The organism is Streptococcus sanguinis, from assembly GCF_050225395.1.
Classification (GTDB): domain Bacteria; phylum Bacillota; class Bacilli; order Lactobacillales; family Streptococcaceae; genus Streptococcus.
Genome location: NZ_CP071431.1, coordinates 427,967 through 452,570 on the forward strand (window position 1 = coordinate 427,967; position 24,604 = coordinate 452,570).

Genomic DNA, 24,604 nt, shown 5'->3' on the forward strand with positions numbered 1-24,604 from the left:
AGCCTAATTTGTATGCTTTCGTTTGAAACTGCAAATTAAATATGTTAGAATATACTATAGTGAATCAAGGAGGCTTGAACATGTTGTTTATTCCATTTTTCTTTATCATATTGATCATAATCTTTATATTCTTGTTGCTTAGTGCAGTCTATGTGGTTCGTCAGCAATCTGTGGCAATCATTGAGCGTTTTGGACGCTACCACAAAACTAGCAGCAGCGGTATCAATTTCCGTCTTCCTTTAGGGATTGATAAGATAGCGGCTCGTGTTCAGCTGCGATTGCTGCAGAGCGAGATTGTCGTTGAGACCAAGACACAGGATAATGTTTTCGTAACTATGAATGTTGCGACCCAGTATCGCGTAAATGAGAACAACGTGATTGACGCTTATTACAAACTTATGCGGCCAGAAGCACAGATTAAGTCCTATATTGAAGATGCCCTTCGTTCCTCCGTTCCAAAACTGACCTTGGATGAGCTCTTTGAAAAGAAGGACGAAATTGCCCTAGAGGTCCAAAAACAGGTAGCTGAAGAAATGTCGACCTATGGCTATATCATTGTCAAAACCTTGATTACCAAGGTTGAGCCTGATGCTGAAGTTAAACAGTCTATGAACGAAATCAATGCGGCGCAGCGTAAGCGTGTGGCTGCTCAGGAATTGGCTGAAGCGGATAAGATTAAGATTGTGACAGCTGCCTCTGCAGAAGCTGAGAAAGACCGCCTGCATGGGGTTGGTATTGCCGAGCAGCGGAAGGCCATTGTGGATGGTTTGGCAGATTCGATCAAGGAATTGAAGGGCGCCAACATTGAGTTGACAGAAGAGCAGATTATGTCTATTCTTTTGACCAATCAGTACCTGGATACGCTGAATAATTTTGCAGATAGTTCGGGTAATAATACCATCTTCCTTCCAGCAAATCCAGAAGGTGTCGAAAGTATTCGGACTCAGATACTTTCAGCCCTCAAAGCTAAGTAAAGAAAATTCAGAATTATTTAATTTGTTCGAATTTGGTTTGTTTAAGTTGACAAACTGTATAAAAACAATTATAGTAGTTGATGTAGCTAGAATAGAGAGGAGTAAGAAATGGCTAAATCTAATTTCGAGAAAGTAGAATCTGTTGTTAGTTGGGTACGTGATAAGAAGATCACCGGTTACCGTATTAGTAAAGAAACAAATGCACGTGAAATGTCTATCATTGCTCTTGCTCAAGGACGTGCAAAAGTGAAAAATATCTCTTTTGAAACAGCTCTTGGCTTGATTGATTTCTACGACAAAAACCATGAAAAATTTGAAGACTAAACTTCAAAATTGTGCAACTGATATTGCTCATTAAATCAAAAAAGGAATCTGGACTTAGTTCCAGATTCCTTTTTGCTTTTGAAAATAGAAGTAATTTAGCTGAGGAAGCGTTGCAGGAATTCTTTGGTTCTTTCTTCTTTGGGATTGGTGAAGATATCCTGCGGGCTGCCAGCTTCAGCAATGACGCCCTTGTCCATAAAGATAACACGGCTGGAAACATCACGGGCAAATTCCATCTCGTGGGTTACGACAATCATAGTCAGTCCTTCCTGAGCCAGTTCTTTCATGATTTTCAGAACTTCCCCAACCATTTCAGGGTCGAGGGCTGAAGTCGGCTCGTCAAAGAGGATGGCGTCAGGATTCATGGAGAGGGCGCGGGCAATAGCGACCCGCTGCTTCTGACCGCCTGAGAGTTGCTTAGGCTTGGCCTGCCAGTATTGCTCGCCCATGCCAACCTTGTTGAGGTTTTCTTTGGCGATTTTCTCAGCTTCTGACCGTTCTTTTTTCAAAACGGTTGTCTGAGCGACGATGGTATTTTCTAGGACATTAAGATTTTCAAAGAGATTGAAAGACTGAAAGACCATGCCCAGCTTTTCACGGTAATGGGTCAAGTCGTAATTCTCGTCCAGGACATTCTTGCCGCGATAGAAAATCTGTCCGCCAGTTGGCGTTTCCAGAAGGTTGATGGAGCGCAGGAAGGTTGACTTTCCGCTGCCAGAGCTGCCGATGATGGAAATTACTTCTCCTTTATGAACGGTGAGGGAGATGTCCTTGAGGACTTGGTTTTCACCGTAGGACTTTTTGAGGTTTTTAATTTCTAAAATGGTTTCTGTCATGATTTTACTTCTCCTGTCTGCATTTGATTGGCACCTGTCGTGTAGTTGTCTGTGTCGAAGCGTTTTTCAACATAGCGCAGGATGCGTGTTACGCTGAATGTCAGGACAAAGTAGATTACAGCGATAATGGTAAAGGTTTGGAAGTATTGGTAGGTCTGGGTAGCGATAGTATTTCCAGAGAAATAAAGCTCAACCACTGAGATAACGTTTAACACGGATGTATCCTTGATGTTGATGACAAATTCATTACCAGTTGCAGGCAGAATATTACGGACGACCTGAGGCAGAACAATCTTGCGCATGGTCTGACCATGAGTCATACCCAGTGCTGTTGCAGCCTCGAACTGCCCTTTATCAACGGCAAAGATACCACCGCGGACAATCTCGCTCATATAAGCTCCGGTGTTGATAGAGACGATGAAAATAGCAGCGATAGTCCGGTCGATAGAAATTCCAAAAGCCTGAGCTGTTCCGTAGTAGATAACCATGGACTGAACAATCATGGGAGTTCCGCGGAAAATCTCAATATAGACATTTAAGAACCAGCCAAAGATTTTTTGCAGTGATGCTAGGAGTTTATTCTTAGAAGCTGGTGCTGTCCGATAAACGCCAATCAGCAGTCCGATGATGAGACCTGCGATGGTTCCTGTTATCGAAATAAGCAAGGTCAACTCAGCTCCGCGTAGGAATTGAGGCCAGTTTTCAGCCAGAATCTTAGCCACTTGACTGAAGAATGATTCATTCGTTGTTTCACTATCCGTATCAACAGGCTGTTTCTGAATCATCTCATCCATCAGCTTGACTTGGTCATTGGTAGTAATCTTAGCGATAGCTGCATTAGCTTGCTCGATACGATTGTCATCTTTACGCATCCCAATAGCAATGGAAGCATCCTCTTCACCAACTTCAAAGCCTTTCTCAAATTGAATCATTTTGAAGTTTGAGTTGGCAGTCTCGGCAGTCAAGGCTTCTGGCCGCTCAGAGATATAGCCATCAATAACGCCGGATTCCAAGGCTTGACGCATCTGAGCAAAATCGCCCATAGCTGTTTCTTTTTTGGCACCAGGCAGTTGGTCAATGAGATTGTAGAGGTAAACTCCTTGCTGGGAAGTGATTTTAGCGTCTTTGAAGTCTTCTAGAGTCTTAGCAGATGCATATTTTCCATCTTTACGAACTAGGAGAACTGGTTCGCTGGTGTAGTAACTGTTGGAAAAGGCGATTTCCTTTTTCCGCTCGGCAGTTGGGCTCATACCCGCAATAATCATGTCAATTTTGCCAGAAGTCAGAGCAGGAATTAAGCCATTCCAAGAAGTCTTGACAACCAGAGGTTCCTTGCCCATCTCTTGAGCAATTTTTTTGGCAATCTGCACATCGTATCCGTTGGCATATTGGTTGGTGCCTTCGATTTTTACAGCACCGTTGGAATCGTCATCTTGAGTCCAGTTGAAGGGGGCGTAGGCTGCCTCCATACCGATTCTCAGGTAGTCATCGGCTTGGATAACTTGGGCTGTTCCTAAAGCGACCAGGAGGGCAGTAAATAAAGTGAGTAATAATTTCTTCATGGGTTTCTCCTGCTTATCTAATAATAGTTCTTCCTATTCTATCGAAAATTACCGTTCTTTTCAATCCAAGTAAGCCCTTACTTGATAAAAATGATATAATAGAACAAAATATCTGTAAAGAGAGGTTGAGTATGAAACGATATTTTTATCTCCTGTTAGTATTATTTTCCTGCCTTTGTTTTGGTCGGGTTGTCTCGGCTGTTGACTATGATATTGAATCCTATCAAGGCGATCTGGCCTTGCGTGAGGACAATACAGCCACCTATACAGAAAAAGTGACCTACAAATTTAATGACGACTATAACGGTCAGATTGTGTCGCTAGGCTCTGCTGGAAAGATGCCCAATGGCTTTGCCATTGATGGGAATCCGACGGTCTCGGTTCTGACGAATGGTGAACCAGATATGGACATTAACCCCCAAGTCAAAGACTTGGGAGATGGCTATGAAGTCAAAATCTATAACTCCGGAAACGATGGTGACAGAGTTGTTGTCACTGTAACTTGGCAGCTGAGAAATCTCCTTTTTCTTCACAGGGATATTGCTGAGCTCAACTGGACTCCTATCAGCGACTGGGACCAGGGGATAGGAGAGGTCGTCTTGACAGTTTCTGGCTTGAGCAATCCAGATAAGAGCGAGCTCTTTGCTCATAGTGGCTACTTTGGCACCCAGCCTTTCGTGGATAAGGATGGCACTGACTATCTGGTCAAACTCAATGGAATTGGCTCGGGCGATAATGTCGAGCTCCACGGCTATTGGGATCGACAAGCGGTCTCTCTTGTGTCCCAGAATGAAGACGAGAGCGACTACTTGCCAACCTTTAAAGCTCAGGAAGAAAAGATTGCCCGCAAGACGGTCTTTTACCGGCAGCTAGGAGAGATTTATATGCCCTTGCTGCTCCTATGTGCCATCCTTGTAGCGGCTATTCTTTATTTTGTCTTTGCCCAGAAGATCAAGCCTAAGCAGTCTTATCCCAAGAATGCCCGTCTATACGAAGCTCCTCAGGACTTGGCTCCCCTTGTCTTGGCGGAAAATATTTACGCGGTAGACATGGAGGATGTCGACCCAACTAGGGGCGGCAAGGCAGCGCTGAACTTTGAAAACATGGTTCAGGCGACTCTGTTAGACCTGCTGGATAGGGGTAATCTCCTCCTGCAGGGAGATGCTGAAAATCCTGTTCTGCAAATAGCGACCTATGATGGGCTAGCGGACTTTGAGAGACGTTTTTTGGGCATGGCTTTTAACAAGCAATCCCAAGCCAGTGTGAAAGATCTATTTTCAGCCTATCAAATTTCAGAAGATATTTATAAGCACAAGTCTTCTGCGGATGAGTCCTATATCCGTAACATTGGTAGCAATATCAAGTCCTTATTTACTAACAGTTTGCGCTCCTTATCTAAAGAAGTGCGTTCTGAGGGCAAGCGTTTGGGTCTCTTTGGCCACTACCGGCCTCTTAAAGTTCAGGAAAAGAGGTTACTGATTACTGCCATTATTCTAGCTAGTGCTGTTTTGTTGTTCTCTCTTGGATTTTTGTTTGTCTATATGGCAGCTTTTGAAAGTCTTATCTGGATATATATTCCCTTAGCACTGGTGGGACTTGTTATGATTTGTATTTTTGCTAGTAAGGCGCAGCTTTATTGGCGAGATGGCGTCCTGAATGATGAAGGCGCGCATGATTACTATTTGTGGAGAAGTTTTTCAAATATGCTGCGAGATATTGCCCGTCTGGACAAGACAGAAATCGAAGGCATTATCTTGTGGAACCGTCTCTTGGTCTATGCGACCCTCTTTGGCTATGCAGATCGCGTCAGCCGTGTCATGGCTCTGCGTCAGATTCACTTGGAAAATCCATCTATGGACAGCTATGTTCAGGCTAACTTGCACTATGCCTTCTATAGTAGTATGCACAGCTTCTCAAACTACGGCCATGTAGCCACCACAGCCAGCAATTTCTCTGTCTCATCTGGCGGAAGTTCAGGTGGTGGGTTCTCCGGCGGCGGAGGCGGCGGAGGCGGTGGAGCTTTCTGATAGATAAGCTCTCTCCTAGCCAGAAAAGTCTTGGTACTGGCTTTTCCTAGCCTTGAAATTGTGATATAATAAGACCTAATACTCTTTGGGAATTTAACTGCGACTTTCCTTGAGTAAACCCTTGTTTCAGGAGTATTCTATGTTTATCATTGAAATTTTCATCTCTATTATTTACGGTATCATCGAAGGAATCACAGAATGGCTGCCGATTTCCAGTACGGGGCACCTGATTTTGATTCAAGACTTTATCCAGTTTAAAAATCAAAGTCCAGCCTTTATGGAAATGTTTAATGTCGTTATCCAGCTGGGAGCTATTTTGGCGGTTGTCGTTATCTATTTTGACAAGCTAAACCCTTTTAAACCGGGCAAGTCAGCACGTCAGGTTCAAAAGACCTGGCAGCTTTGGGCCAAGGTGGTCGTGGCAGCCTTGCCGGCTGCTGTTATCGGCTTATTCTTGGATGATTGGTTTGAAGCGCATTTCTACAATCTGGTCTCTGTGTCAGTGATGCTGATTGTCTATGGGGCGGCCTTTATCTATCTGGAAAGGCGCGAGCATGAGGAGCCTGCTGTGACAGATTTAGCTTCTCTTCCTTACAAGACTGCCTTGCAAATTGGTCTCTTTCAGATTCTAGCTCTATTTCCTGGGACTAGCCGTTCTGGTGCCACTATTGTCGGCGGTCTCCTGAATGGTGTCAGCCGTTCTGTCGTGACAGAGTTCACTTTCTATCTAGGGATTCCCATTATGTTTGGCGCTAGTGGCTGGAAAATTCTTAAGTTCATCAAGAATGGGAATAGTCTAGGATTTGGGCAAATCTTCTTGCTCTTAGTTGCCATGGGAGTTGCCTTCGGTGTCAGTCTAGTCGTGATTCGTTTCCTGACAGACTACGTCAAAAAGCATGACTTTACTGCTTTTGGGAAATATCGGATTGGCCTAGGCGGTGTGCTTCTGGTTTATGCAACAATCAAAGCCTTGATGGGATAAAAGGAGCAATTTTAATGTTCCCCTGACTATCCAATGTAGTAAGATAAGAAGCTCTCGGAATTTTCTGAGAGCTTTTTTGGGTAATTGCCGTTTTCAGACCAATACTAGCTATTTTTTGAAATACGGGGGATTTTTTAGTATAATAGTAGGACTAGAAGTGTATGAGGTAGAGATATGGAAATGAAACAGATTAGTGATTCGACCATAAAAATCACGATTCAGCTGGAAGATTTGGAAGAGCGCGGCATGGAAATGGCCGATTTCTTGGTTCCCCAAGAAAAGACGGAAGAGTTTTTCTATACCATCTTAGATGAGTTGGAAATGCCGGATAATTTTTTGGACAGCGGTATGCTGAGTTTTCGAGTGACACCTAAACCAGATAAGGTGGATGTTTTTGTTACCAAGTCTAAATTAGATAAGAATCTGAGTTTTGAGGATTTGGCAGATCTGCCAGACATGGACGAGCTGTCTCATATGTCTCCAGACGAATTCCTCAAGACACTGGAAAAGAGCATTTTTGAAAAGAGTAAGGAAGATATAGAAGCAGTCCAATCTTTGGAAACAGCCGAAGCAGAGGAAAGAGAGCAGCTTTCTCAGGAGGCGGCGGATGAGCAGTCGGCAGAAAATGCAGAGCGCTATATATACTATATCCTGCGCTTTGAAGATATTAAGGCTGCTGCGGCCTTTGCTCAGACGGTGGACTATAAGATTGACTTATCTGAGCTTTATAAGTATGATTCAGCTTATTATTTGACGATTTTAGTAGATGTTGAGGGCTTCCCAGAGCGCTATCCAGCTTGGCTTTTGGCTAAGATGCGTGAATTCGCAGATGATTCAGATATCACTCGGGCAGTGCTGCAGGAGCACGGTCATCTGCTTTTGGTGACAGATGCCGTCTCCGGTCTGCAGAAGGTTGAATGCCTATGATTACTTTTCCTTTAAAGTTTATCTTGGTATTGCTGGGAACTTTTTTTATCGGGGTGATTCTGACGCCCTTAGTTCGGCTCTTAGCCTTTAAGATTGGTGCGGTAGATTATCCCAATGCTCGCCGCATCAATAAAAAGCCCATGCCTAGCAGTGGCGGGTTGGCGATTGTAGCGGCCTTTTCTATCTCTACTCTGCTCTTGATGCCGCAAATTGTTGCTGTAGATTTTTTTGGACAGACCTATTTTGATTATGTTTGGCCGGTCGTTCTAGGTGGTTTGATTATTGCCTTTACAGGGCTGGTTGATGATATCAAAGAACTATCGCCTCTGCTGAAAATGGGGGGAATTGTTCTAGCAGCCAGTCTAATCTGGTGGCTGACAGATTTCCGATTGGATGATTTTAAGCTTCCTTTTGGCGGACCTTTCCTGCATTTTGAGCCTTGGCTATCCTATATTTTGACAGTGGTGTGGATTATTTCCATCACCAATGCGGTTAATTTGATTGACGGTTTGGATGGTCTGGTGAGTGGGGTGTCCATCATCTCCTTGGTGACGATGGGGATTGTTTCTTACTTCTTTTTGCCCCAACACAATCTCTTTCTGACCCTGACTATTTTCGTCTTGGTCTTGTCAATTGCGGGTTTTTTCCCTTACAATTACCACCCAGCTATCATCTATCTTGGTGATACGGGGGCTCTCTTCATCGGCTTTATGATTGCTGTTCTGTCCTTGCAAGGATTGAAAAATGCGACGGCTGTTGCGGTGGTGACGCCTATGATTATCTTAGGAGTGCCGATTACGGATACTTTTCTGGCGATTATCCGCCGTACTCTATCTGGTCAGAAATTCTACACGCCTGATAAGCACCATCTTCATCACAGACTCTTATCCTTGGGATTGACTCATCGAGGAACAGTGTTGGTTATCTATGGGATTTCACTGGTCTTTGCCATGATTTCTCTCTTGTTGAATGTTTCCAGTCGAATTGGTGGCGTGCTCTTGATGATAGGCTTACTTCTGGGTGTTGAGCTCTTTGCTGAGCTGGTCGGAGTTTTGGGGCCTAATCGTACTCCTTTGCTCAATATTCTCCGCTTTATTGGGAACTCCTCCTACCGTGAGGAAGTTCGGCGGAAATGGCGTCAAAAGAGGAATAAATAAGAATAGCTCTAAACAAAATAAAAGCCTTTTGGGCTTTTTTTTGGTATACTAAAGTATGTAAATCAGCTAAGCAAAGAAAGGAAAAAGAAATGTCTGTCTTAGAAATTAAAGATCTTCATGTTGAAATCGAAGGGAAAAAAATTCTCAAAGGGGTGAATCTCACTCTGAAAACGGGAGAGGTCGCAGCTATTATGGGCCCAAATGGAACAGGGAAGTCCACCTTGTCTGCAGCAATTATGGGCAATCCTAACTACGAAGTGACTCAAGGAGAAGTGCTTTTTGATGGAGTCAATATCTTAGAATTGGAAGTGGATGAGCGTGCTCGCATGGGACTCTTCCTGGCTATGCAGTACCCTAGTGAAATTCCTGGTATTACTAACGCAGAGTTTCTCCGTGCAGCTATGAATGCTGGCAAAGAAGACGAGGAAAAAATCTCCGTCCGCGACTTTATCATGAAGCTGGATGAAAAGATGGAACTGCTCAACATGAAAGAAGAAATGGCTGAGCGCTACCTTAATGAAGGCTTCTCTGGTGGTGAAAAGAAACGCAATGAAATCCTGCAGTTGCTCATGCTTGAGCCGACTTTTGCCCTCTTGGATGAGATTGACTCAGGTCTTGATATCGATGCTCTTAAGGTTGTGTCCAAAGGGGTTAATGCTATGCGTGGTGAAGGCTTTGGTGCTATGATTATCACCCACTACCAACGCCTGCTCAACTATATCACTCCAGATGTGGTTCATGTCATGATGGATGGTAAAGTCGTTCTTTCTGGCGGTCCTGAATTGGCAGTCCGCTTGGAGAAAGAAGGCTATGCTAAATTGGCTGAAGAGTTGGGCTTCACCTATACCGAAGAAGCCTAGTCAAACATTCTTTTGACTTTTATAAAAGATAGGAGAATGACATGACTAAAGAATTGATTCAAGAATTTTCACAGCTACATGCAGAGCCAGATTGGCTCTTTCAACTGCGCCAGCAGGCCTTTGATGAAATTGACCAGTTAGAGTTACCGCGTATTGAGCGGGTTAAATTTCATCGCTGGAATCTGGGCGACGGCCGTATTTCAGAGAGTGAGCCGCTGACAAGTGTTCCAGACTTTACAGCTTTAGATGACAATCTCAAGCTTGTTCAGTTGGGAACTCATACTGTTCTGGAGCAATTGCCGGCTGATTTGGCAGCGCAAGGTGTGATCTTCACAGATTTCCACACAGCTTTGGAAGAGATTCCAGAGCTGGTAGAGAAGCATTTTATGTCCGCAGTTAAGTATGACGAGGATAAATTAGCGGCTTACCATACGGCTTATTTCAACAGCGGAGCGGTTCTTTATGTACCGGACAATGTTGAGATTGACCAGCCGATTGAAGGAATTTTTTATCAGGACAGCGAAAGCGATGTTCCTTTTAACAAGCATATTTTGATTATCGCGGGCAAGCATTCCAAGGTTAACTACTTGGAACGCTTGGAAACTTACGGTGAGGGCTCTGTTCCCGTAACAGCCAATATCACTGTCGAAGTTATTGCTCAGGCTGGTGCTCAGATTAAGTTTTCCGCTATTGACCGCCTAGGTGAAAATGTCACAGCTTATATCAGCCGCCGTGGCAAGCTAGATAATGATGCTATGGTTGACTGGGCTATCGGCGTTATGAACGAAGGCAATGTCGTGGCTGACTTCGATAGTGACCTCTATGGCAAGGGGAGCCATGCAGATATGAAAGTGGTGGCTCTTTCAAGTGGTAAGCAAGTTCAGGGAATTGACACCCGTGTAACTAACTATGGCTGCAACTCTATCGGAAATATCCTGCAGCACGGAGTTATCCTAGAAAAAGGAACCCTGACCTTCAATGGTATCGGCCATATTATCAAAGGGGCTAAGGGGGCAGATGCCCAGCAGGAAAGCCGGGTTCTCATGCTGTCTGATCAGGCTCGCTCAGATGCCAACCCAATTCTCTTGATTGATGAGAATGATGTGACAGCTGGTCACGCGGCTTCTATCGGCCAGGTTGATCCGGAGGATATGTATTACCTCATGAGTCGGGGACTTGATAAGGCGACGGCTGAACGCTTGGTCGTGCGCGGTTTCTTAGGCTCAGTGATTGTAGAAATCCCTGTTAAGGAAGTCCGTGATGAAATGATTGAGAATATCGATATTATTCTCGCAAAAAGATAAAAAGTTGGGCCTTGTCCCCTGTAAGTAGATAGGAGTCTTCATGTCTGGATTTAATGCAGAAGCAATCAAGCAAGATTTTCCCATTTTGGACCAAATTGTCAATGATGAACCTTTGGTTTATTTGGACAATGCGGCGACAACCCAGAAACCCAAGCAGGTGCTGGCAGCTATTGAAAACTACTATCTTAGAGACAATGCCAATGTCCACCGCGGTGTGCATACGCTAGCTGAGCGGGCAACGGCAGCCTATGAAGCAGCCAGAGAAAGAGTTCGTTCTTTTATCAATGCAGCTTCTAGCAGAGAGGTTCTCTTTACACGAGGGACCACGACGAGTCTTAATTGGGTGGCTCAGCTTGCGGCTGAAAGGCTGCAGCCTGGTGATGAAGTGATAATTTCTATCATGGAGCACCATTCCAATGTCATTCCTTGGCAGGAAGCTTGTAGGAAGACCGGAGCCAAGTTGGTCTATGTCTATCTCAAGGATGGTGCTCTGGATATGGAGGATTTCCATGCCAAGCTCAATGAGCGGACAAAGTTTGTCTCTCTGGCTCATGCTTCCAATGTCCTCGGTGTCATCAATCCCATCAAAGAGATTGCCCAGCTGGTTCATCAGCAAGGAGCACTTTTAGTGGTGGATGGGGCTCAATCCATTCCGCACATGAAGATTGATGTGCAGGATTTGGATGTGGACTTCTTCGCCTTTTCAGGGCATAAGATGGCTGGGCCTACCGGCATTGGGGTTCTCTATGGCAAGGAAGAATTGCTAGAAGAGATGTCGCCAGTCGAGTTTGGCGGCGAAATGATTGATTTTGTCTATGAGCAGGAGGCTACCTGGAAGGAGATCCCGTGGAAGTTTGAGGCCGGCACTCCGAATATGGCAGGAGCAATCGGTCTTGCGGCGGCCATTGATTATTTGGAAGACTTGGGTATGGATGCCATTGCTCAGCATGAACAAGACCTGATTGCTTATGTATTTCCTAAGCTGCAGGCAGTAGAAGGGTTGACCATTTATGGCTCTCAGGATTTGGCCCAGCGTTCGGGCGTGATTGCCTTTAACCTGGATGGTCTCCATCCGCATGATGTCGCGACAGCTCTAGACTACGAAGGAGTGGCTGTTCGGGCGGGTCACCATTGTGCTCAGCCTTTACTCACCTATCTGCAGGTGCCAGCGACTGTGCGGGCCAGCTTTTATATCTATAACACCTATGCAGATTGCGACAAGCTGGTAGATGCTTTAGAAAAGACAAAGGAGTTTTTCAATGGCGCTTTCTAAGTTAGACAGTCTTTACAAGGCGGTTGTGACCGACCACTCAGCTCACCCCCATCATCATGGGAAACTGGAAGATGTGGAGCAGGTAGTTCTCAATAACCCGACCTGTGGGGATGTTATCAGTCTGTCTGTGAAGTTTAATTCTGAAAATCAGATAGAGGATATTGCCTTTGTAAATTCTGGCTGTACCATCTCAACGGCTTCGGCTAGCATGATGACGGATGTGGTTCTGGGCAAGACAAAAGAGCAGGCATTGGAATTAGCAGAAGTCTTCTCGCAGATGGTTCAGGGCCAGGAAGACAGTCGCCAGAAAGAATTGGGAGATGGAGCCTTTTTAGCAGGCGTTGCCAAATTCCCGCAGCGGATTAAGTGTGCGACCTTGGGTTGGAATGCCCTCAAGCGAGCAATTGAAGAAGATAAAAAGTAAGAATGTGAAAGGAAATTATGTCAGAAGAAAGAGTAGAACCAAAACCGATTGATCTCGGTGAGTACAAGTTTGGTTTCCATGACGATGTTGAACCTGTTCTCTCGACAGGGAAAGGGCTGAATGAAGCGGTCATTCGTGAGCTTTCTGCAGCCAAGGATGAACCAGAGTGGATGCTGGATTTCCGCCTCAAATCCTACGAGGCTTTCAAGAAGATGCCGATGCAGACATGGGGGCCGGATTTGTCAGAAATTAATTTTGACGACTTGATTTATTACCAAAAGGCCTCTGATAAGCCTGCTAGAAGCTGGGATGAAGTGCCTGAGAAGATCAAGGAAACCTTTGAGAAGATTGGGATCCCAGAAGCGGAGAGAGCTTATCTCGCTGGTGCGGCGGCCCAGTATGAATCAGAAGTTGTGTATCACAATATGAAGGAAGAGTTCCAAAAGCTTGGGATCGTCTTTACGGATACCGACTCAGCTCTCAAGGAATATCCAGAGCTCTTCAAGCAGTATTTTGCTAAGCTGGTTCCTCCGACAGATAACAAGCTGGCAGCTCTCAACTCCGCAGTTTGGTCAGGTGGTACCTTCATCTATGTGCCAAAAGGTGTCAAGGTAGATGTTCCTTTGCAGACTTATTTCCGGATTAACAATGAAAATTCCGGTCAGTTTGAGCGGACTTTGATTATCGTTGATGAGGGCGCTAGTGTCCATTATGTAGAAGGATGTACAGCTCCAACGTACTCTAGTAATAGTCTACATGCCGCGATTGTTGAAATTTTTGCCCTCGATGGGGCCTATATGCGCTACACCACTATTCAAAACTGGTCCGATAATGTCTACAACCTCGTGACCAAGCGGGCGCGAGCTATGAAAGATGCGACGGTTGAGTGGATTGACGGGAACCTTGGTGCAAAAACAACTATGAAGTATCCGTCTGTCTATCTGGATGGACCTGGAGCGCGCGGAACTATGCTTTCTATTGCCTTTGCCAATACCAATCAGCACCAAGATACAGGGGCTAAGATGATTCACAATGCTCCGCATACCAGCTCTTCTATCGTGTCTAAGTCCATTGCTAAGGGCGGAGGTAAAGTGGATTACCGCGGGCAAGTGACTTTTGGAAAGAATTCACAGAAATCTGTCAGCCATATTGAGTGTGATACGATTATCATGGATGACATTTCGGCATCAGATACCATTCCCTTTAATGAAATTCATAACTCTCAAGTAGCTCTAGAGCATGAGGCCAAGGTTTCTAAGATTTCAGAAGAGCAGCTCTACTATCTCATGAGCCGTGGCTTGTCCGAATCTGAAGCCACCGAAATGATTGTCATGGGCTTTGTTGAACCTTTCACTAAAGAACTGCCTATGGAGTATGCTGTTGAGCTTAACCGCTTGATTAGCTATGAAATGGAAGGATCAGTTGGGTAAAGCTTTGTCTAAGCGAAACTTTAAATTACTGCTTGAAGAACCGCATTGCGAGTTAATATTAGAAGATGTTTGCTAGTCCTAGTCCAACATTTAGAAAACATACAAAACAGCCGCGAATCAAATGATTCGCGGTTGTTCTTTATAATTTCTCGTTGACATAGCGGACGAAGTCATTCCACCAGACCTTGAAGAAAATACTTTTTTCCACCTCTTGGCCTGCCACCATTGTGACAGAAGGTGCTTTGTTTTCCAGATAGCCTTGGCCGATCGGTTCAGGGTCGGTATAGGTCAAGGTTCCGAGTTCAGTATTTTTTTTCAGCGGAGCTTGAAAGCCTTTTTCGTTGGTAGAAAATTCCACCTTGTGCTCAGCCTGATTGGCGATGCGCTCAATGATGGTGAAATCCTTGCTGGCAACGGCTGGAACGGTCTTTTGCTTGCCGTCAATAACGGTTGAATGGCTTTTATTGTAGGCTTCCCCCTCAGCCACAATAGTCGTCTGGGTGAAGTTTTGCGAAACATAGTTCATTAAAGACGCTGTGGCTACAAAGCGTGCGTAGGGGTCGCCGTCGGTTTGCTCAACGTCCAGCACAACAGTAATCATACGGATGCCATTTTCAGTAGTCGTCGCAACAAAGGAAGAGCCTCCCTTATCCGAACTGCCGGCTTTGAGTCCGTCTACACCTGAGCGGAAGTTGGACTGGTTTTCCAGCATGAAGTTATAATTTTCCAGACTCGTCCCCGCAATTTTGGCTGTGGACTTGGAAGTGATCTCTGTCACTTGAGGGAAGTCCATAATCAGATGCCGGCTGATAACAGCCAAGTCGTAGGCACTGAATTTGTTTTCAGCGTCCTTGCTTTTTTTAGCTGTGCTAGCTGAGGTGCCATACTCTGTTTCTTCAGTTGCGTATTCTAGAAGAAGAGTATTCAGCCCTGTGGAGTTCACAATAGTAGCATCTTTGATTCCCCATTCTTTAAGCTTGGCCTTCATCATTTGGACGAAATTTTCTTCGCTGCCCCCAACCTTCTCAGCCAAGGCAATCGTGGCACTGTTGGAGCTGGACATCAAGGAAGCGGCAATCAAGTCTTTGACTTTGTAACGTTTGGCTTCCAAAGGGACATTACTGATATTTGGATTAGATGTTAGATTGTAGGCGTAGTCTGAGATATCAACATAGGTATCGGCAGTCAGGTCTCCTCTGTCAATGGCTTCATAGACCAGATAGACGGTCAAAAGATTGGTGATGGAGCCGACTTCGATTGGAGTATTAGCATCTTTTTCGTAGAGAATCTTTCCAGAAGTAGCGTCCACAGCCATTGCACTCTTAGCGGCAATGTTGAAATCATCTGCTGCAACCTTGCTGGCGGTCATTCCGACCAAAACTAGTAAACATAGGAATAATCGTTTCATTTCTTTCCCCTAAAACAAGATATAACCATTGTATCATAAAATTCTCTTTTCTTTTATAAATCAAGGATAATAAAAGATTACAAAATAAATGTAGAGAAAAGTAGAGCAATCTCTTTTAAAAGATTTTTTATAAAAGCATCTTTCACAAAATCTCACAAAATAGAAAAATATTTGAAAAAACACAGTTAAACGGACTGAAAAATAGAAAATTATTATTTTTCTACATAAAGCATTTGTTTTTATAAAAAAATATTGTATAATAATACAATATAAATTGAGAAGGAGAATGCTCATGAAAAAATCTAAATGGTTGGCCATTACTGGACTGACAGTCGTGTCAACACTGATTTTAGCTGCTTGTGGAAGCTCCAGTGCCAGCAATACATACTCTTATGTTTATATTGCTGATCCTGATACCTTGGACTATGTAAACTCCAATCGGGGAACGACTTCTGATGTGGCTTCAAATCTGGTTGATGGTCTTTTGGAAAATGACAAGTATGGTAATCTGGTTCCATCTATTGCGGAAGACTGGACTGTTTCAAAGGATGGTCTGACCTATACCTATAAGCTTCGTAAAGATGCTAAATGGTACACTTCAGATGGAGAGGAATATGAAAGTGTCAAAGCCCAGGACTTTGTCACTGGTTTGAAGCACGCAGCAGATGAAAAATCAGAAGCTCTTCCAATTGTTCAAAGCTCTATCAAAGGCTTGGATGCCTATGTCAAGGGTGAGTCAAATGACTTTTCAACGGTTGGCGTCAAGGCTGTCGATGACTATACTGTCGAGTACACTCTTAACCAGCCAGAAAGTTATTGGAATTCTAAGACGACTATGGGGATTCTCTTTCCGATTAACAAAGAATTCTTGGAATCAAAAGGAAAAGATTTTGGTACTGTAAAACCTTCTTCCATTCTTTATAATGGACCTTATATTCTGAAGGCTTTCACTTCTAAGTCTGTCATTGAATATGCTAAAAACCAGAACTACTGGGATAAGGACAATGTCAAGGTTGAAAATATAAAACTGACTTACTATGATGGTTCAGACCAAGAATCACTGATTCGCAACTTCTCAGACGGTGCCTATTCTCAAGCACGGCTTTACCCGACAAGCTCTAACTACGCTTCTGTTGAAAAGCAATACAAAGACAATATTATCTACACACCACAGAACTCAACTAGCTATTTCTTTAGCTTCAACCTGAATCGTAAGGCCTATAATCATTCGTCTAAGACCACAGATGCTCAGAAGGCATCGACTACAGCGGCTATTCAAAATAAAGACTTCCGTCAGGCGATTAACTTTGCCTTTGACCGGACATCTTTTGGAGCTCAGATGAATGGTAAAGATGGGGCGACTAAACTTATCCGTAGCTTGCTTGTTCCTCCTAGCTTCGTGCAGGTTGATGGTAAAGATTTTTCAGATGAAGTAGAGAGCAAACTTCCTACATACGGCGATGAGTGGAGCGGTGTCAAGTTGACAGATGCCCAAGATACCATCTACAATGCTGACAAGGCCAAGGCAGAGTTTGCTAAGGCTAAGGAAGCTTTGCAAGCAGAAGGCGTTGAATTCCCTATCCATATCGATGTTCCTGTGGATCAGACTGACAAAGTCTTGGTACAGCGGACCAACTCTTTCAAACAGTCTGTTGAAGCAGCGCTTGGTCAAGAAAATGTCGTTATTGATGTTCAGCAAATGTCCACAGATGACTACGATAATTCAGCCTACTTTGCAGAAACAGCAGCTCAGAAAGACTACGACCTCAACATATCTGGTTGGTCAGCAGATTATCAAGATCCATCTACCTATTTGAATATTTTCAACCCAGAAACTGGTGATATTCTGGATAATATAGGATTAGAAAAAGGGAAAAATCAAGATATCGTCAATAAAGTCGGCTTGAACGAATACAAAGAGTTATTGGATGAGGCGGATAAGGAAAAACAAGATACCGACGCTCGTTATACTAAATACGCAGCAGCTCAAGCTTGGCTGACAGATAGCTCCATTGTTATTCCTAGTGTTTCTGCGGGTGGTTCACCAGTCGTTCAGAAGGTTGTTCCATTTACCAAGTCTTACTCTTATGTCGGAATCAAAGGGGATACTTATGTCTTTAAGAACATGGAGCTCCAAAATGATATTGTGATAACCAAAGACTATGAAGCAGCTCTTAAGAAATGGGAAAAAGAAAAGGAAGCATCCAATAAAAAAGCCCAAGAAGAGCTAGAAAAACATATCAAATAAGATTCTGAACCGCGAACTTTTGACTCTTTGCAAACAGTTTGGAATCAAAAGTTTGTAAATACGATAAAGCGAGGCTGAGACATTTTGTCCCAGTCTCTTTTTTATATCGGCCTCCATTGCATTGAAGCGTTTACATCCTGTCGCAGAAGTGCTATAATGAAAGTAATCTTAATGAAAACTGGAGGAAGTTTATGAAAACATCTAAGTTAGCTGCAGCTGCTGGGCTTGTCATTCTCTCTGCAGGAATTTTGGCTGCCTGTTCGTTTGGCGGCTCCAATTCATCTGGGAAAAACTATAGTTATGTTTATACGGCAGATCCAGATACGCTGGATTACACTGTGTCCAATAAACGGGCAACCAATGAGATTATGGCTAATGTAGTGGATGGTTTGCTGGAAAGTGATAAGTATGGTAACTTAGTGCCTTCTCTAGCAGAAGATTGGACCGTTTCAAAAGATGGTCTGACCTATACTTATAAGCTTCGTGAGGGAGTGAAATGGTATACTTCTGATGGTGAAGAATATGCAGATGTGACTGCTAAGGACTTTGTGACCAGTCTGAAGCATGCTGCTGACAGCAAGTCTGACGGTCTCTATATCGTTCAAAAATCCATTAAAGGCTTGGACGACTATGTCAATGGTAAGATAACTGACTTCTCCCAAGTTGGTGTTAAGGCGGTGGATGATTCTACTGTTCAATACACCCTCAATCAGCCAGAAAGTTTCTGGAATTCTAAGACAACCATGGGGATTCTTTTCCCAATTAATGAAGAATTCCTGAAATCAAAAGGTGATAAGTTTGCTCAGGGAACGGATCCAACCAGTGTCCTCTATAACGGTCCGTTTATCTTGAAATCTATCACCTCGAAATCTCAAATTAGCTTAGAGAAGAATCCTAACTATTGGGATAAGGAAAAGGTGAAAATTGATACTGTCAAATTCTCTTACTACGATGGGCAAGATACAGAATCGCTGGTGCGTGGCTTCTCTGACGGCAACTACACCATTGCTCGTCTTTTCCCAAATAGCTCCAACTTTGCCAGTGTGAAGAAACAGTATGGCGATAATATCGTCTACACTCCTCAAGGTTCAGGAACCTTCGTTGTCACAACTAATATCGACCGTCAGTCTTACGAGCATACCTCCAAGACAACGGATGCACAGAAAGCTTCCACTAAGAAAGCACTGCTCAATAAAGATTTCCGTCAGTCTCTGCTTTTTGCCTTTGACCGGACTGCCTATTCTGCCCAAACCAATGGCGAAGAAGCAGCAGACAAGCAACTTCGTAATACCTTTGTTCCGCCAACCTTTGTTCAAGCTAATGGTAAAGAGTTCGGCAGCATTGTAGAAGAAAATCTGGCTAGCTACGGTGATGAGTGGAAGGGAGTCAAATTAGACGACGCTCAGGATGGTCTTTATAATCCAGAAAAAGCCAAGGCAGAATTTGCCAAAGCTAAGGAAGCGCTGCAGGCAGAAGGAGTGGAATTCCCTATTCATCTGGATATTCCGGTCAGCTCAGCAGATACCAATGGCGTTAAGAGTGTTCAGTCACTGAAGCAGTCTATTGAAGCTAATCTTGGCTCTGACAATGTGGTGATTGATATTCAGCAGATGACAGATGATGAGTTGAATAACATCACCTACTTTGCGACCTCAGCATCTCAAGAAGACTGGGACTTGAATAATAATCTCGGCTGGAGTCCAGATTATAACGATCCTTCTTCTTATCTGGAAATCACTGGATCTAAGACTGGTGAGAATGTTGACAGTTACTTTGGTTTTGACCCTGGAACGGATAATGCAGCAGCTAAAGAGGCTGGCTTTGAAGAGTATGATAAACTCTTGGAAGACGCTGCTTCAGAAAACGAGGATATTAACAAACGTTACGAAAAGTATGCTGCAGCTCAGGCTTGGCTGACAGACAGTGCCCTGTTAATGCCGGCATGGTCATCTGGTGCAACACCAAGTGTCCGTAAGGTTGTTCCATTCTCAGGACCATTTGCTTGGACTGGAAACAAGGGTGAATACAGCTTTAAATATGTTGAAATCCAAGATAAAGCAATAACGACTAAAGAATATGAAAAAGCGCGTGAAAAATGGGCAAAAGAAAAGGAAGAATCCAACAAAAAAGCTCAAAAAGAACTCGCAGAACATATCAAATGAAGCAAGAAAATCCCATTGTAGCTACAGTGGGATTTTTGATGATTTTGAAGACGAAATGGACGAGGTTGAGCTTGTCTGGTCCTAGATAATCAATATCCGAGAAAACCAATTGCATAAACATCTGAGGGTGCCAGTGAGCTAACTTAATATTCTGAAAATTTATTTTACTTTTAGTACTATCTATGCTATAATCTTAATTAAATCTAAAAATCTAAAAGATGGAGAAACCCATATGAAACAAAGTAAAGTCCTTGCGCTAGCAGGAGTCACTCTTCTTGCAGCTGGCTTTCTTGCTGCTTGCTCTGGCTCTAAGCCAAACACAAAGTCAGGCAGCTCAGACTCTTCAAACACCTTTAATTATATCTACGAGACAGATCCTGAAAACTTGAACTATCTCACTTCAAGCAAGGCTGCTACAACAGACTTGACAGCCAATGTCATTGACGGTCTTTTAGAAAACGACCAATATGGAAACTTAGTTCCTTCAATGGCAGAGGAATGGACTGTATCCCCAGATGGGAAAACCTATACTTATAAACTTCGCAAAGATGCTAAGTGGTATACTTCCGAAGGTGAAGAGTACGCAGATGTGACAGCAGAAGACTTTGTTACAGGTCTCAAGTATGCAGCAGACAATAAATCTGAAACAATCTACTTGGTTCAGGATTCTGTCAAAGGGCTTAAGGACTATATTTCTGGGAAGATTGATTTCTCAGAAGTAGGGATCAAAGCAGTGGATGATCATACCGTTGAGTATACTCTTAATGAGCCAGAAAGCTTCTGGAATTCTAAGACTACAATGGGAATTCTCTACCCAGTAAACAAAGACTTTTTGAAAAACCAAGGTGATAAGTTCGCTCAAGCAACCGATCCAACAAGCTTGCTTTATAACGGGCCTTTCTTGCTTAAATCATTGACTTCAAAATCTGAAATCCAATTTGAGAAGAATCCTAATTATTGGGACAAAGAAAATGTTCATGTAGATGCAGTGAAACTCTCTTTCTATGATGGACAAGATCAAGGGAAACTAGCTGATCAGTTCAGTCAAGGTGCTCTGACAACAGCCAGACTCTTCCCAACTAGTGCGACCTATGAAAAGGTTGAAAAAGACTTTAAAGATAATATCGTCTATACACCTCAAGATGCCTCAACTTTCTTAGTAGGTACTAACATTGATCGCCAGTCTTATAATCATACGGCTAAGACATCAGAAGTTCAAAAGACTTCAACTAAGAAAGCCTTGCTTAACAAGGACTTCCGTCAGGCTTTGACCTTTGCCTTCAATCGTGAGTCCTATGCATCTCAGATTAATGGTAAGGACGGAGCAGACAAACTTCTTCGTAACCTTTACATCCCACCTACATTTGTGTAGGCTGGTGACAAGTCCTTCGGTGACTTAGTTAAGGAAAAAGTAGTAACTTATGGCGACGAATGGAAAGACGTTGACTTCTCAGATGGTCAAGATGGTCTCTATAACGAGAACAAAGCAAAGGCTGAATTCGCTAAAGCAAAAGAAGCTTTGAAAGCTGATGGAGTGGAATTCCCAATTCATCTGGACATTCCGGTTGATCAAACAGCTACTTCTAAAGTACAGCGCGTTCAATCCCTCAAGCAATCCATTGAGAAGACTTTGGGAACAGATAATGTTGTGATTGATGTTCACCAATTGTCTAAGGATGAAGTGACTAACATTACCTTGTTTGCTCCTTCTGCTGCTGAAGAGGACTGGGATATTTCAGATAATGTCGGCTGGTCTCCGGACTATCAAGATCCATCTACCTATCTTGATGTTATCAAACCTGGTGGTGAAAACACCAAGACCTTCTTAGGATTTGATGGCACAGATAATGCCGCAGCGAAACAAGTTGGTTTGGATGAATATACCAAGCTGGTTGACGAAGCTGGTGCAGAAAAGCAAGATTTGAACAAGCGTTATGAAAAATATGCGGCTGCTCAGGCTTGGCTGACTGATAGTGCTTTGTTGATTCCGGTAACTTCTAGAACAGGTCGTCCAACCTTGACTAAGGTAGTGCCTTTCTCAGCACCGTTTGCTTGGTCTGGTGCTAAGGCGCGTGAAGCAGCAAGTTATAAGTACATGAAATTGCAGGATGAACCTGTAACGACAAAAGATTATAATAGCGCTCAGGAAAAATGGAATAAAGAACGTGCGGAATCTAATAAAAAAGCTCAAGAAGAATTAGCAGACCACGTGAAATAAGCTTGCTAAGAGAACTTTCTCTAATAGAGGAGAAAGTTCTTTTGGAATTTAAAGGAAACGATAAATGAAAAAATATATTTTTATGCGTATCTTACGCTCAATTGTGTCGATTTTCTTGGTGACGACCCTGACTTATGCCATTATCTATACTATGGTGCCAAGAAGGTTGATTTTCAAGCAGGATCCTAACTATAATAAGATAGCGACCAATAAAGATAAAAAGACTAACTATGAAAACACTATCTTTGAGCGGATGGGCTACATTGACTATTATGATACAAAGGAACTGCAGGAGAAAGCCAGCAAGGAAGATTCTTCTGTTACCACAGAAGCTACTGAAGCAAACGAGAAGATTTATCAGAAGTATATTGATAAACTCGGTAATGGCTGGAAATTGCAGAAATTTCCACTGAGCGGAGAATTCTACGCTGTACGCGAAGTACCTGTGTATGAACGTGTCTTTGAGTTCTATGCTAATTTGATTCAAATTGACCATCCAAATGTTATCCAAGATGAGGAGAATCCAAACCTAGAGCGTTATATCCGGTTTGAAAATGATCCTTCTGTTGGCTGGTCTCTTGTGGGTTCTGGTACCAAGCATAAATATTTGCTTTACTTTAATGGTCAGTTTCCATTTGTCCACCAGAACTTTATTACCTTTAATTTAGGTAATTCTTATCCGACCTATGCTAATATCCCTGTTCTGCAAGTTATTACACAGGGACAAGGACAAACTAAGTCTTCTGAAGTTCAATTCCCAACAGGTAAAAAGACATCATCTGTTAACATTTACTCTCGTACCTATAAGACGCCAAGCAAAGCAGACTCACAGGATATTGCTAAGTTTGGTAAGGGAGATGCTTATACGGCGACTCAAAGCAACTATCAAAATCCATCCATGATTACCAGCTCAGCCATTATCGGTTTGATTGGTGTGGCTCTGTCTTATCTGATTGCTATTCCACTCGGATCCTACATGGCTCGACTCAAGAATACATGGTTTGATAGCATTTCTACAGCGGGCTTGACCTTTATGATGTCACTGCCAACCATCGCCTTGGTTTACATCGTTCGTTTGGCGGGGTCTGCTGTTGGTCTTCCAGACTCCTTCCCAATCTTGGGAGCAGGAGATTGGCGTTCTTATGTCCTTCCAGCTGTTATTCTAGGGCTTTTGAGTGCTCCTTGGACAGCTGTTTGGATTCGTCGTTATATGATTGACCTGCAGTCTCAGGACTTTGTCCGCTTTGCGCGTGCGAAGGGACTCTCTGAAAAAGAAATTTCTAACAAGCACATCTTTAAAAATGCTATGGTTCCGCTGGTATCTAGTATCCCAGCCTCAATCGTCGGAGTTATTTCCGGTGCAACCCTGACAGAAACAGTCTTCGCTTTCCCTGGTATGGGTAAGATGCTGATTGATTCTGTTAAGGCATCCAATAACTCTATGGTTGTTGGTCTTGTATTTATCTTCACATGTCTGTCTATCTTTGCTCTCTTGCTGGGTGACATTCTGATGACTGTACTGGACCCACGTATTAAGTTAACATCAAAAGGAGGTAAATAATGGCTACAATTGATAAAAGCAAATTCCAATTTGTCAAACGTGACGATTTTGCCTCTGAAACGATTGATGCTCCAGCCTATTCTTACTGGAAATCAGTCATGCGTCAATTTCTGAAAAAGAAATCAACCATTACCATGCTAGGGATTCTGATTGCCATTATTCTCATGAGCTTCATTTATCCTATGTTTTCAAACTTCGACTTTAATGACGTGAGCAAGGTAAATGATTTTAGCATGCGTTATATCAAACCAAGTGCTCAATACTGGTTTGGAACGGATAGTAATGGTAAGTCTCTCTTTGACGGTGTTTGGTTTGGTGCCCGTAACTCTATTCTTATTTCGATTATTGCGACGGTTATTAATCTGGCTATCGGAGTTATCATTGGCGGTATCTGGGGAATTTCCAAAACAGTTGACCGTGTCATGATGGAAATCTACAATATCATTTCGAATATCCCAGCCCTCTTGATTGTTATTGTCTTGACCTACTCTATCGGTGCTGGTTTCTGGAATCTTATTTTTGCCATGACGATTACTGGTTGGGTTGGTATTGCCTACACTATCCGTGTGCAGATTATGCGCTATCGGGATTTGGAATATAACCTTGCCTCTCGTACTCTTGGTACACCGACTCTAAAGATTGTTACGAAGAATATTATGCCGCAGTTGGTATCTGTTATCGTGACTACCACTTCACAGATGCTGCCAAGCTTTATCTCTTACGAAGCCTTTCTGTCCTTCTTTGGATTAGGGCTTCCTGTAACAGTGCCAAGTTTGGGACGCTTGATTTCAGATTATTCTCAAAATGTGACGACGAATGCCTACCTCTTTTGGATTCCACTCACAACTCTGATTTTGGTATCCCTTACTTTCTTCGTAGTTGGTCAAAACTTAGCCGACGCCAGCGATCCACGTACACATAGATAGG

Annotated in this window: 18 protein-coding genes and 1 pseudogene; 16 read left to right on the top strand and 3 right to left on the bottom strand. The window is 43.3% G+C overall.

The features are described 5' to 3' along the window. Positions 1–41 precede the first annotated feature (41 nt). Together J1C81_RS02200 and J1C81_RS02205 are read left to right on the top strand one after the other, a co-directional pair. Positions 42–974, top strand: coding sequence for an SPFH domain-containing protein (locus tag J1C81_RS02200; protein WP_002893654.1), 933 nt, complete (start codon positions 42–44; stop codon positions 972–974). 108 nt (positions 975–1,082) lie between these two features. Next, positions 1,083–1,298 carry a hypothetical protein gene (locus J1C81_RS02205; RefSeq protein ID WP_002893653.1) on the top strand — a complete coding sequence of 72 codons (216 nt, stop codon included), beginning with the start codon at positions 1,083–1,085 and terminating at the stop codon, positions 1,296–1,298. A 95-nt stretch (positions 1,299–1,393) separates the two neighbouring features. Here J1C81_RS02205 and J1C81_RS02210 read toward each other — a convergent pair whose 3' ends face one another. Next, a complete protein-coding gene (locus J1C81_RS02210) occupies positions 1,394–2,134 on the bottom strand; it encodes an amino acid ABC transporter ATP-binding protein (protein ID WP_002893646.1) in 741 nt (246 codons plus the stop codon). Then, the gene (locus J1C81_RS02215) at positions 2,131–3,696 is read right to left on the bottom strand and encodes an ABC transporter substrate-binding protein/permease (RefSeq protein WP_002916399.1); all 1,566 of its coding nucleotides are present in this window, start codon (positions 3,694–3,696) and stop codon (positions 2,131–2,133) included. The genes J1C81_RS02210 and J1C81_RS02215 overlap by 4 nt, the downstream gene beginning before the upstream one ends. A 131-nt stretch (positions 3,697–3,827) precedes the next feature. On the opposite strand from J1C81_RS02215, the gene J1C81_RS02220 reads away from it, so the two are divergent. The 9 genes from J1C81_RS02220 to sufB all read left to right on the top strand — a co-directional run bounded on the left by J1C81_RS02220 (position 3,828) and on the right by sufB (position 14,080). Beyond that, entirely contained in the window at positions 3,828–5,723 is a 1,896-nt protein-coding gene (locus J1C81_RS02220; protein WP_002916398.1) for a DUF2207 domain-containing protein, read from the top strand. 139 nt (positions 5,724–5,862) lie between these two features. Beyond that, on the top strand, positions 5,863–6,705 hold the full coding sequence (locus J1C81_RS02225) for an undecaprenyl-diphosphate phosphatase (protein ID WP_002916397.1): 843 nt from the start codon (positions 5,863–5,865) through the stop codon (positions 6,703–6,705). Positions 6,706–6,879: 174 nt separating this feature from the next. Then, positions 6,880–7,632, top strand: a complete 753-nt coding sequence (gene mecA, locus J1C81_RS02230; RefSeq protein ID WP_002911767.1) for an adaptor protein MecA — start codon at positions 6,880–6,882, stop codon at positions 7,630–7,632. After that, positions 7,623–8,789 carry a glycosyltransferase family 4 protein gene (locus J1C81_RS02235; RefSeq protein ID WP_002908072.1) on the top strand — a complete coding sequence of 389 codons (1,167 nt, stop codon included), beginning with the start codon at positions 7,623–7,625 and terminating at the stop codon, positions 8,787–8,789. Before mecA ends, J1C81_RS02235 begins: the two co-directional genes overlap by 10 nt. An 89-nt stretch (positions 8,790–8,878) precedes the next feature. Continuing rightward, entirely contained in the window at positions 8,879–9,649 is a 771-nt protein-coding gene (gene sufC / locus J1C81_RS02240) for a Fe-S cluster assembly ATPase SufC (RefSeq protein ID WP_002893635.1), read from the top strand. A gap of 41 nt (positions 9,650–9,690) precedes the next feature. After that, on the top strand, positions 9,691–10,953 hold the full coding sequence (sufD, locus tag J1C81_RS02245) for a Fe-S cluster assembly protein SufD (RefSeq protein WP_002916396.1): 1,263 nt from the start codon (positions 9,691–9,693) through the stop codon (positions 10,951–10,953). 40 nt (positions 10,954–10,993) lie between these two features. Then, positions 10,994–12,226 (top strand): cysteine desulfurase, encoded by a 1,233-nt coding sequence (locus tag J1C81_RS02250; protein WP_002916394.1) that lies wholly within the window; start codon positions 10,994–10,996, stop codon positions 12,224–12,226. Then, on the top strand, positions 12,213–12,650 hold the full coding sequence (sufU, locus tag J1C81_RS02255; protein WP_002916393.1) for a Fe-S cluster assembly sulfur transfer protein SufU: 438 nt from the start codon (positions 12,213–12,215) through the stop codon (positions 12,648–12,650). Before J1C81_RS02250 ends, sufU begins: the two co-directional genes overlap by 14 nt. 17 nt (positions 12,651–12,667) lie before the next feature. After that, complete coding sequence (gene sufB / locus J1C81_RS02260; RefSeq protein WP_002893631.1) at positions 12,668–14,080, top strand: Fe-S cluster assembly protein SufB; 1,413 nt, start codon at positions 12,668–12,670, stop codon at positions 14,078–14,080. 139 nt (positions 14,081–14,219) lie between these two features. Here the strand turns inward: sufB and pbp3 are convergent, their stop codons facing one another. After that, the gene (gene pbp3, locus J1C81_RS02265) at positions 14,220–15,488 is read right to left on the bottom strand and encodes a D-alanyl-D-alanine carboxypeptidase PBP3 (protein WP_002916392.1); all 1,269 of its coding nucleotides are present in this window, start codon (positions 15,486–15,488) and stop codon (positions 14,220–14,222) included. A 292-nt stretch (positions 15,489–15,780) separates the two neighbouring features. Here pbp3 and J1C81_RS02270 point away from each other — a divergent pair, with 292 nt between their 5' ends. The 5 genes and pseudogenes from J1C81_RS02270 to oppC all read left to right on the top strand — a co-directional run bounded on the left by J1C81_RS02270 (position 15,781) and on the right by oppC (position 24,603). Next, positions 15,781–17,736 (top strand): peptide ABC transporter substrate-binding protein, encoded by a 1,956-nt coding sequence (locus J1C81_RS02270; RefSeq protein ID WP_032909897.1) that lies wholly within the window; start codon positions 15,781–15,783, stop codon positions 17,734–17,736. A 191-nt stretch (positions 17,737–17,927) separates the two neighbouring features. Beyond that, positions 17,928–19,898 (top strand): peptide ABC transporter substrate-binding protein, encoded by a 1,971-nt coding sequence (locus tag J1C81_RS02275; RefSeq protein WP_002916390.1) that lies wholly within the window; start codon positions 17,928–17,930, stop codon positions 19,896–19,898. 232 nt (positions 19,899–20,130) lie between these two features. After that, positions 20,131–22,116: pseudogene (locus J1C81_RS02280) on the top strand (peptide ABC transporter substrate-binding protein). 64 nt (positions 22,117–22,180) lie between these two features. Continuing rightward, entirely contained in the window at positions 22,181–23,677 is a 1,497-nt protein-coding gene (locus J1C81_RS02285; protein WP_002916386.1) for an ABC transporter permease, read from the top strand. After that, on the top strand, positions 23,677–24,603 hold the full coding sequence (oppC, locus tag J1C81_RS02290; protein ID WP_002898857.1) for an oligopeptide ABC transporter permease OppC: 927 nt from the start codon (positions 23,677–23,679) through the stop codon (positions 24,601–24,603). Before J1C81_RS02285 ends, oppC begins: the two co-directional genes overlap by 1 nt. The last annotated feature ends 1 nt before the right edge of the window (position 24,604 follow it).

Coding starts and splice junctions, on each gene's coding strand:
- J1C81_RS02275 (WP_002916390.1), top strand. CDS start 17,928: ATGAAAACATCTAAGTTAGCTGCAGCTGCTGGGCTTGTCATTCTCTCT.
- J1C81_RS02250 (WP_002916394.1), top strand. CDS start 10,994: ATGTCTGGATTTAATGCAGAAGCAATCAAGCAAGATTTTCCCATTTTG.
- J1C81_RS02285 (WP_002916386.1), top strand. CDS start 22,181: ATGAAAAAATATATTTTTATGCGTATCTTACGCTCAATTGTGTCGATT.
- mecA (WP_002911767.1), top strand. CDS start 6,880: ATGGAAATGAAACAGATTAGTGATTCGACCATAAAAATCACGATTCAG.
- J1C81_RS02215 (WP_002916399.1), bottom strand. CDS start 3,696: ATGAAGAAATTATTACTCACTTTATTTACTGCCCTCCTGGTCGCTTTA.
- J1C81_RS02205 (WP_002893653.1), top strand. CDS start 1,083: ATGGCTAAATCTAATTTCGAGAAAGTAGAATCTGTTGTTAGTTGGGTA.
- J1C81_RS02270 (WP_032909897.1), top strand. CDS start 15,781: ATGAAAAAATCTAAATGGTTGGCCATTACTGGACTGACAGTCGTGTCA.
- oppC (WP_002898857.1), top strand. CDS start 23,677: ATGGCTACAATTGATAAAAGCAAATTCCAATTTGTCAAACGTGACGAT.
- sufC (WP_002893635.1), top strand. CDS start 8,879: ATGTCTGTCTTAGAAATTAAAGATCTTCATGTTGAAATCGAAGGGAAA.
- J1C81_RS02235 (WP_002908072.1), top strand. CDS start 7,623: ATGCCTATGATTACTTTTCCTTTAAAGTTTATCTTGGTATTGCTGGGA.
- J1C81_RS02200 (WP_002893654.1), top strand. CDS start 42: ATGTTAGAATATACTATAGTGAATCAAGGAGGCTTGAACATGTTGTTT.
- sufD (WP_002916396.1), top strand. CDS start 9,691: ATGACTAAAGAATTGATTCAAGAATTTTCACAGCTACATGCAGAGCCA.
- J1C81_RS02220 (WP_002916398.1), top strand. CDS start 3,828: ATGAAACGATATTTTTATCTCCTGTTAGTATTATTTTCCTGCCTTTGT.
- J1C81_RS02225 (WP_002916397.1), top strand. CDS start 5,863: ATGTTTATCATTGAAATTTTCATCTCTATTATTTACGGTATCATCGAA.
- pbp3 (WP_002916392.1), bottom strand. CDS start 15,488: ATGAAACGATTATTCCTATGTTTACTAGTTTTGGTCGGAATGACCGCC.
- sufU (WP_002916393.1), top strand. CDS start 12,213: ATGGCGCTTTCTAAGTTAGACAGTCTTTACAAGGCGGTTGTGACCGAC.
- J1C81_RS02210 (WP_002893646.1), bottom strand. CDS start 2,134: ATGACAGAAACCATTTTAGAAATTAAAAACCTCAAAAAGTCCTACGGT.
- sufB (WP_002893631.1), top strand. CDS start 12,668: ATGTCAGAAGAAAGAGTAGAACCAAAACCGATTGATCTCGGTGAGTAC.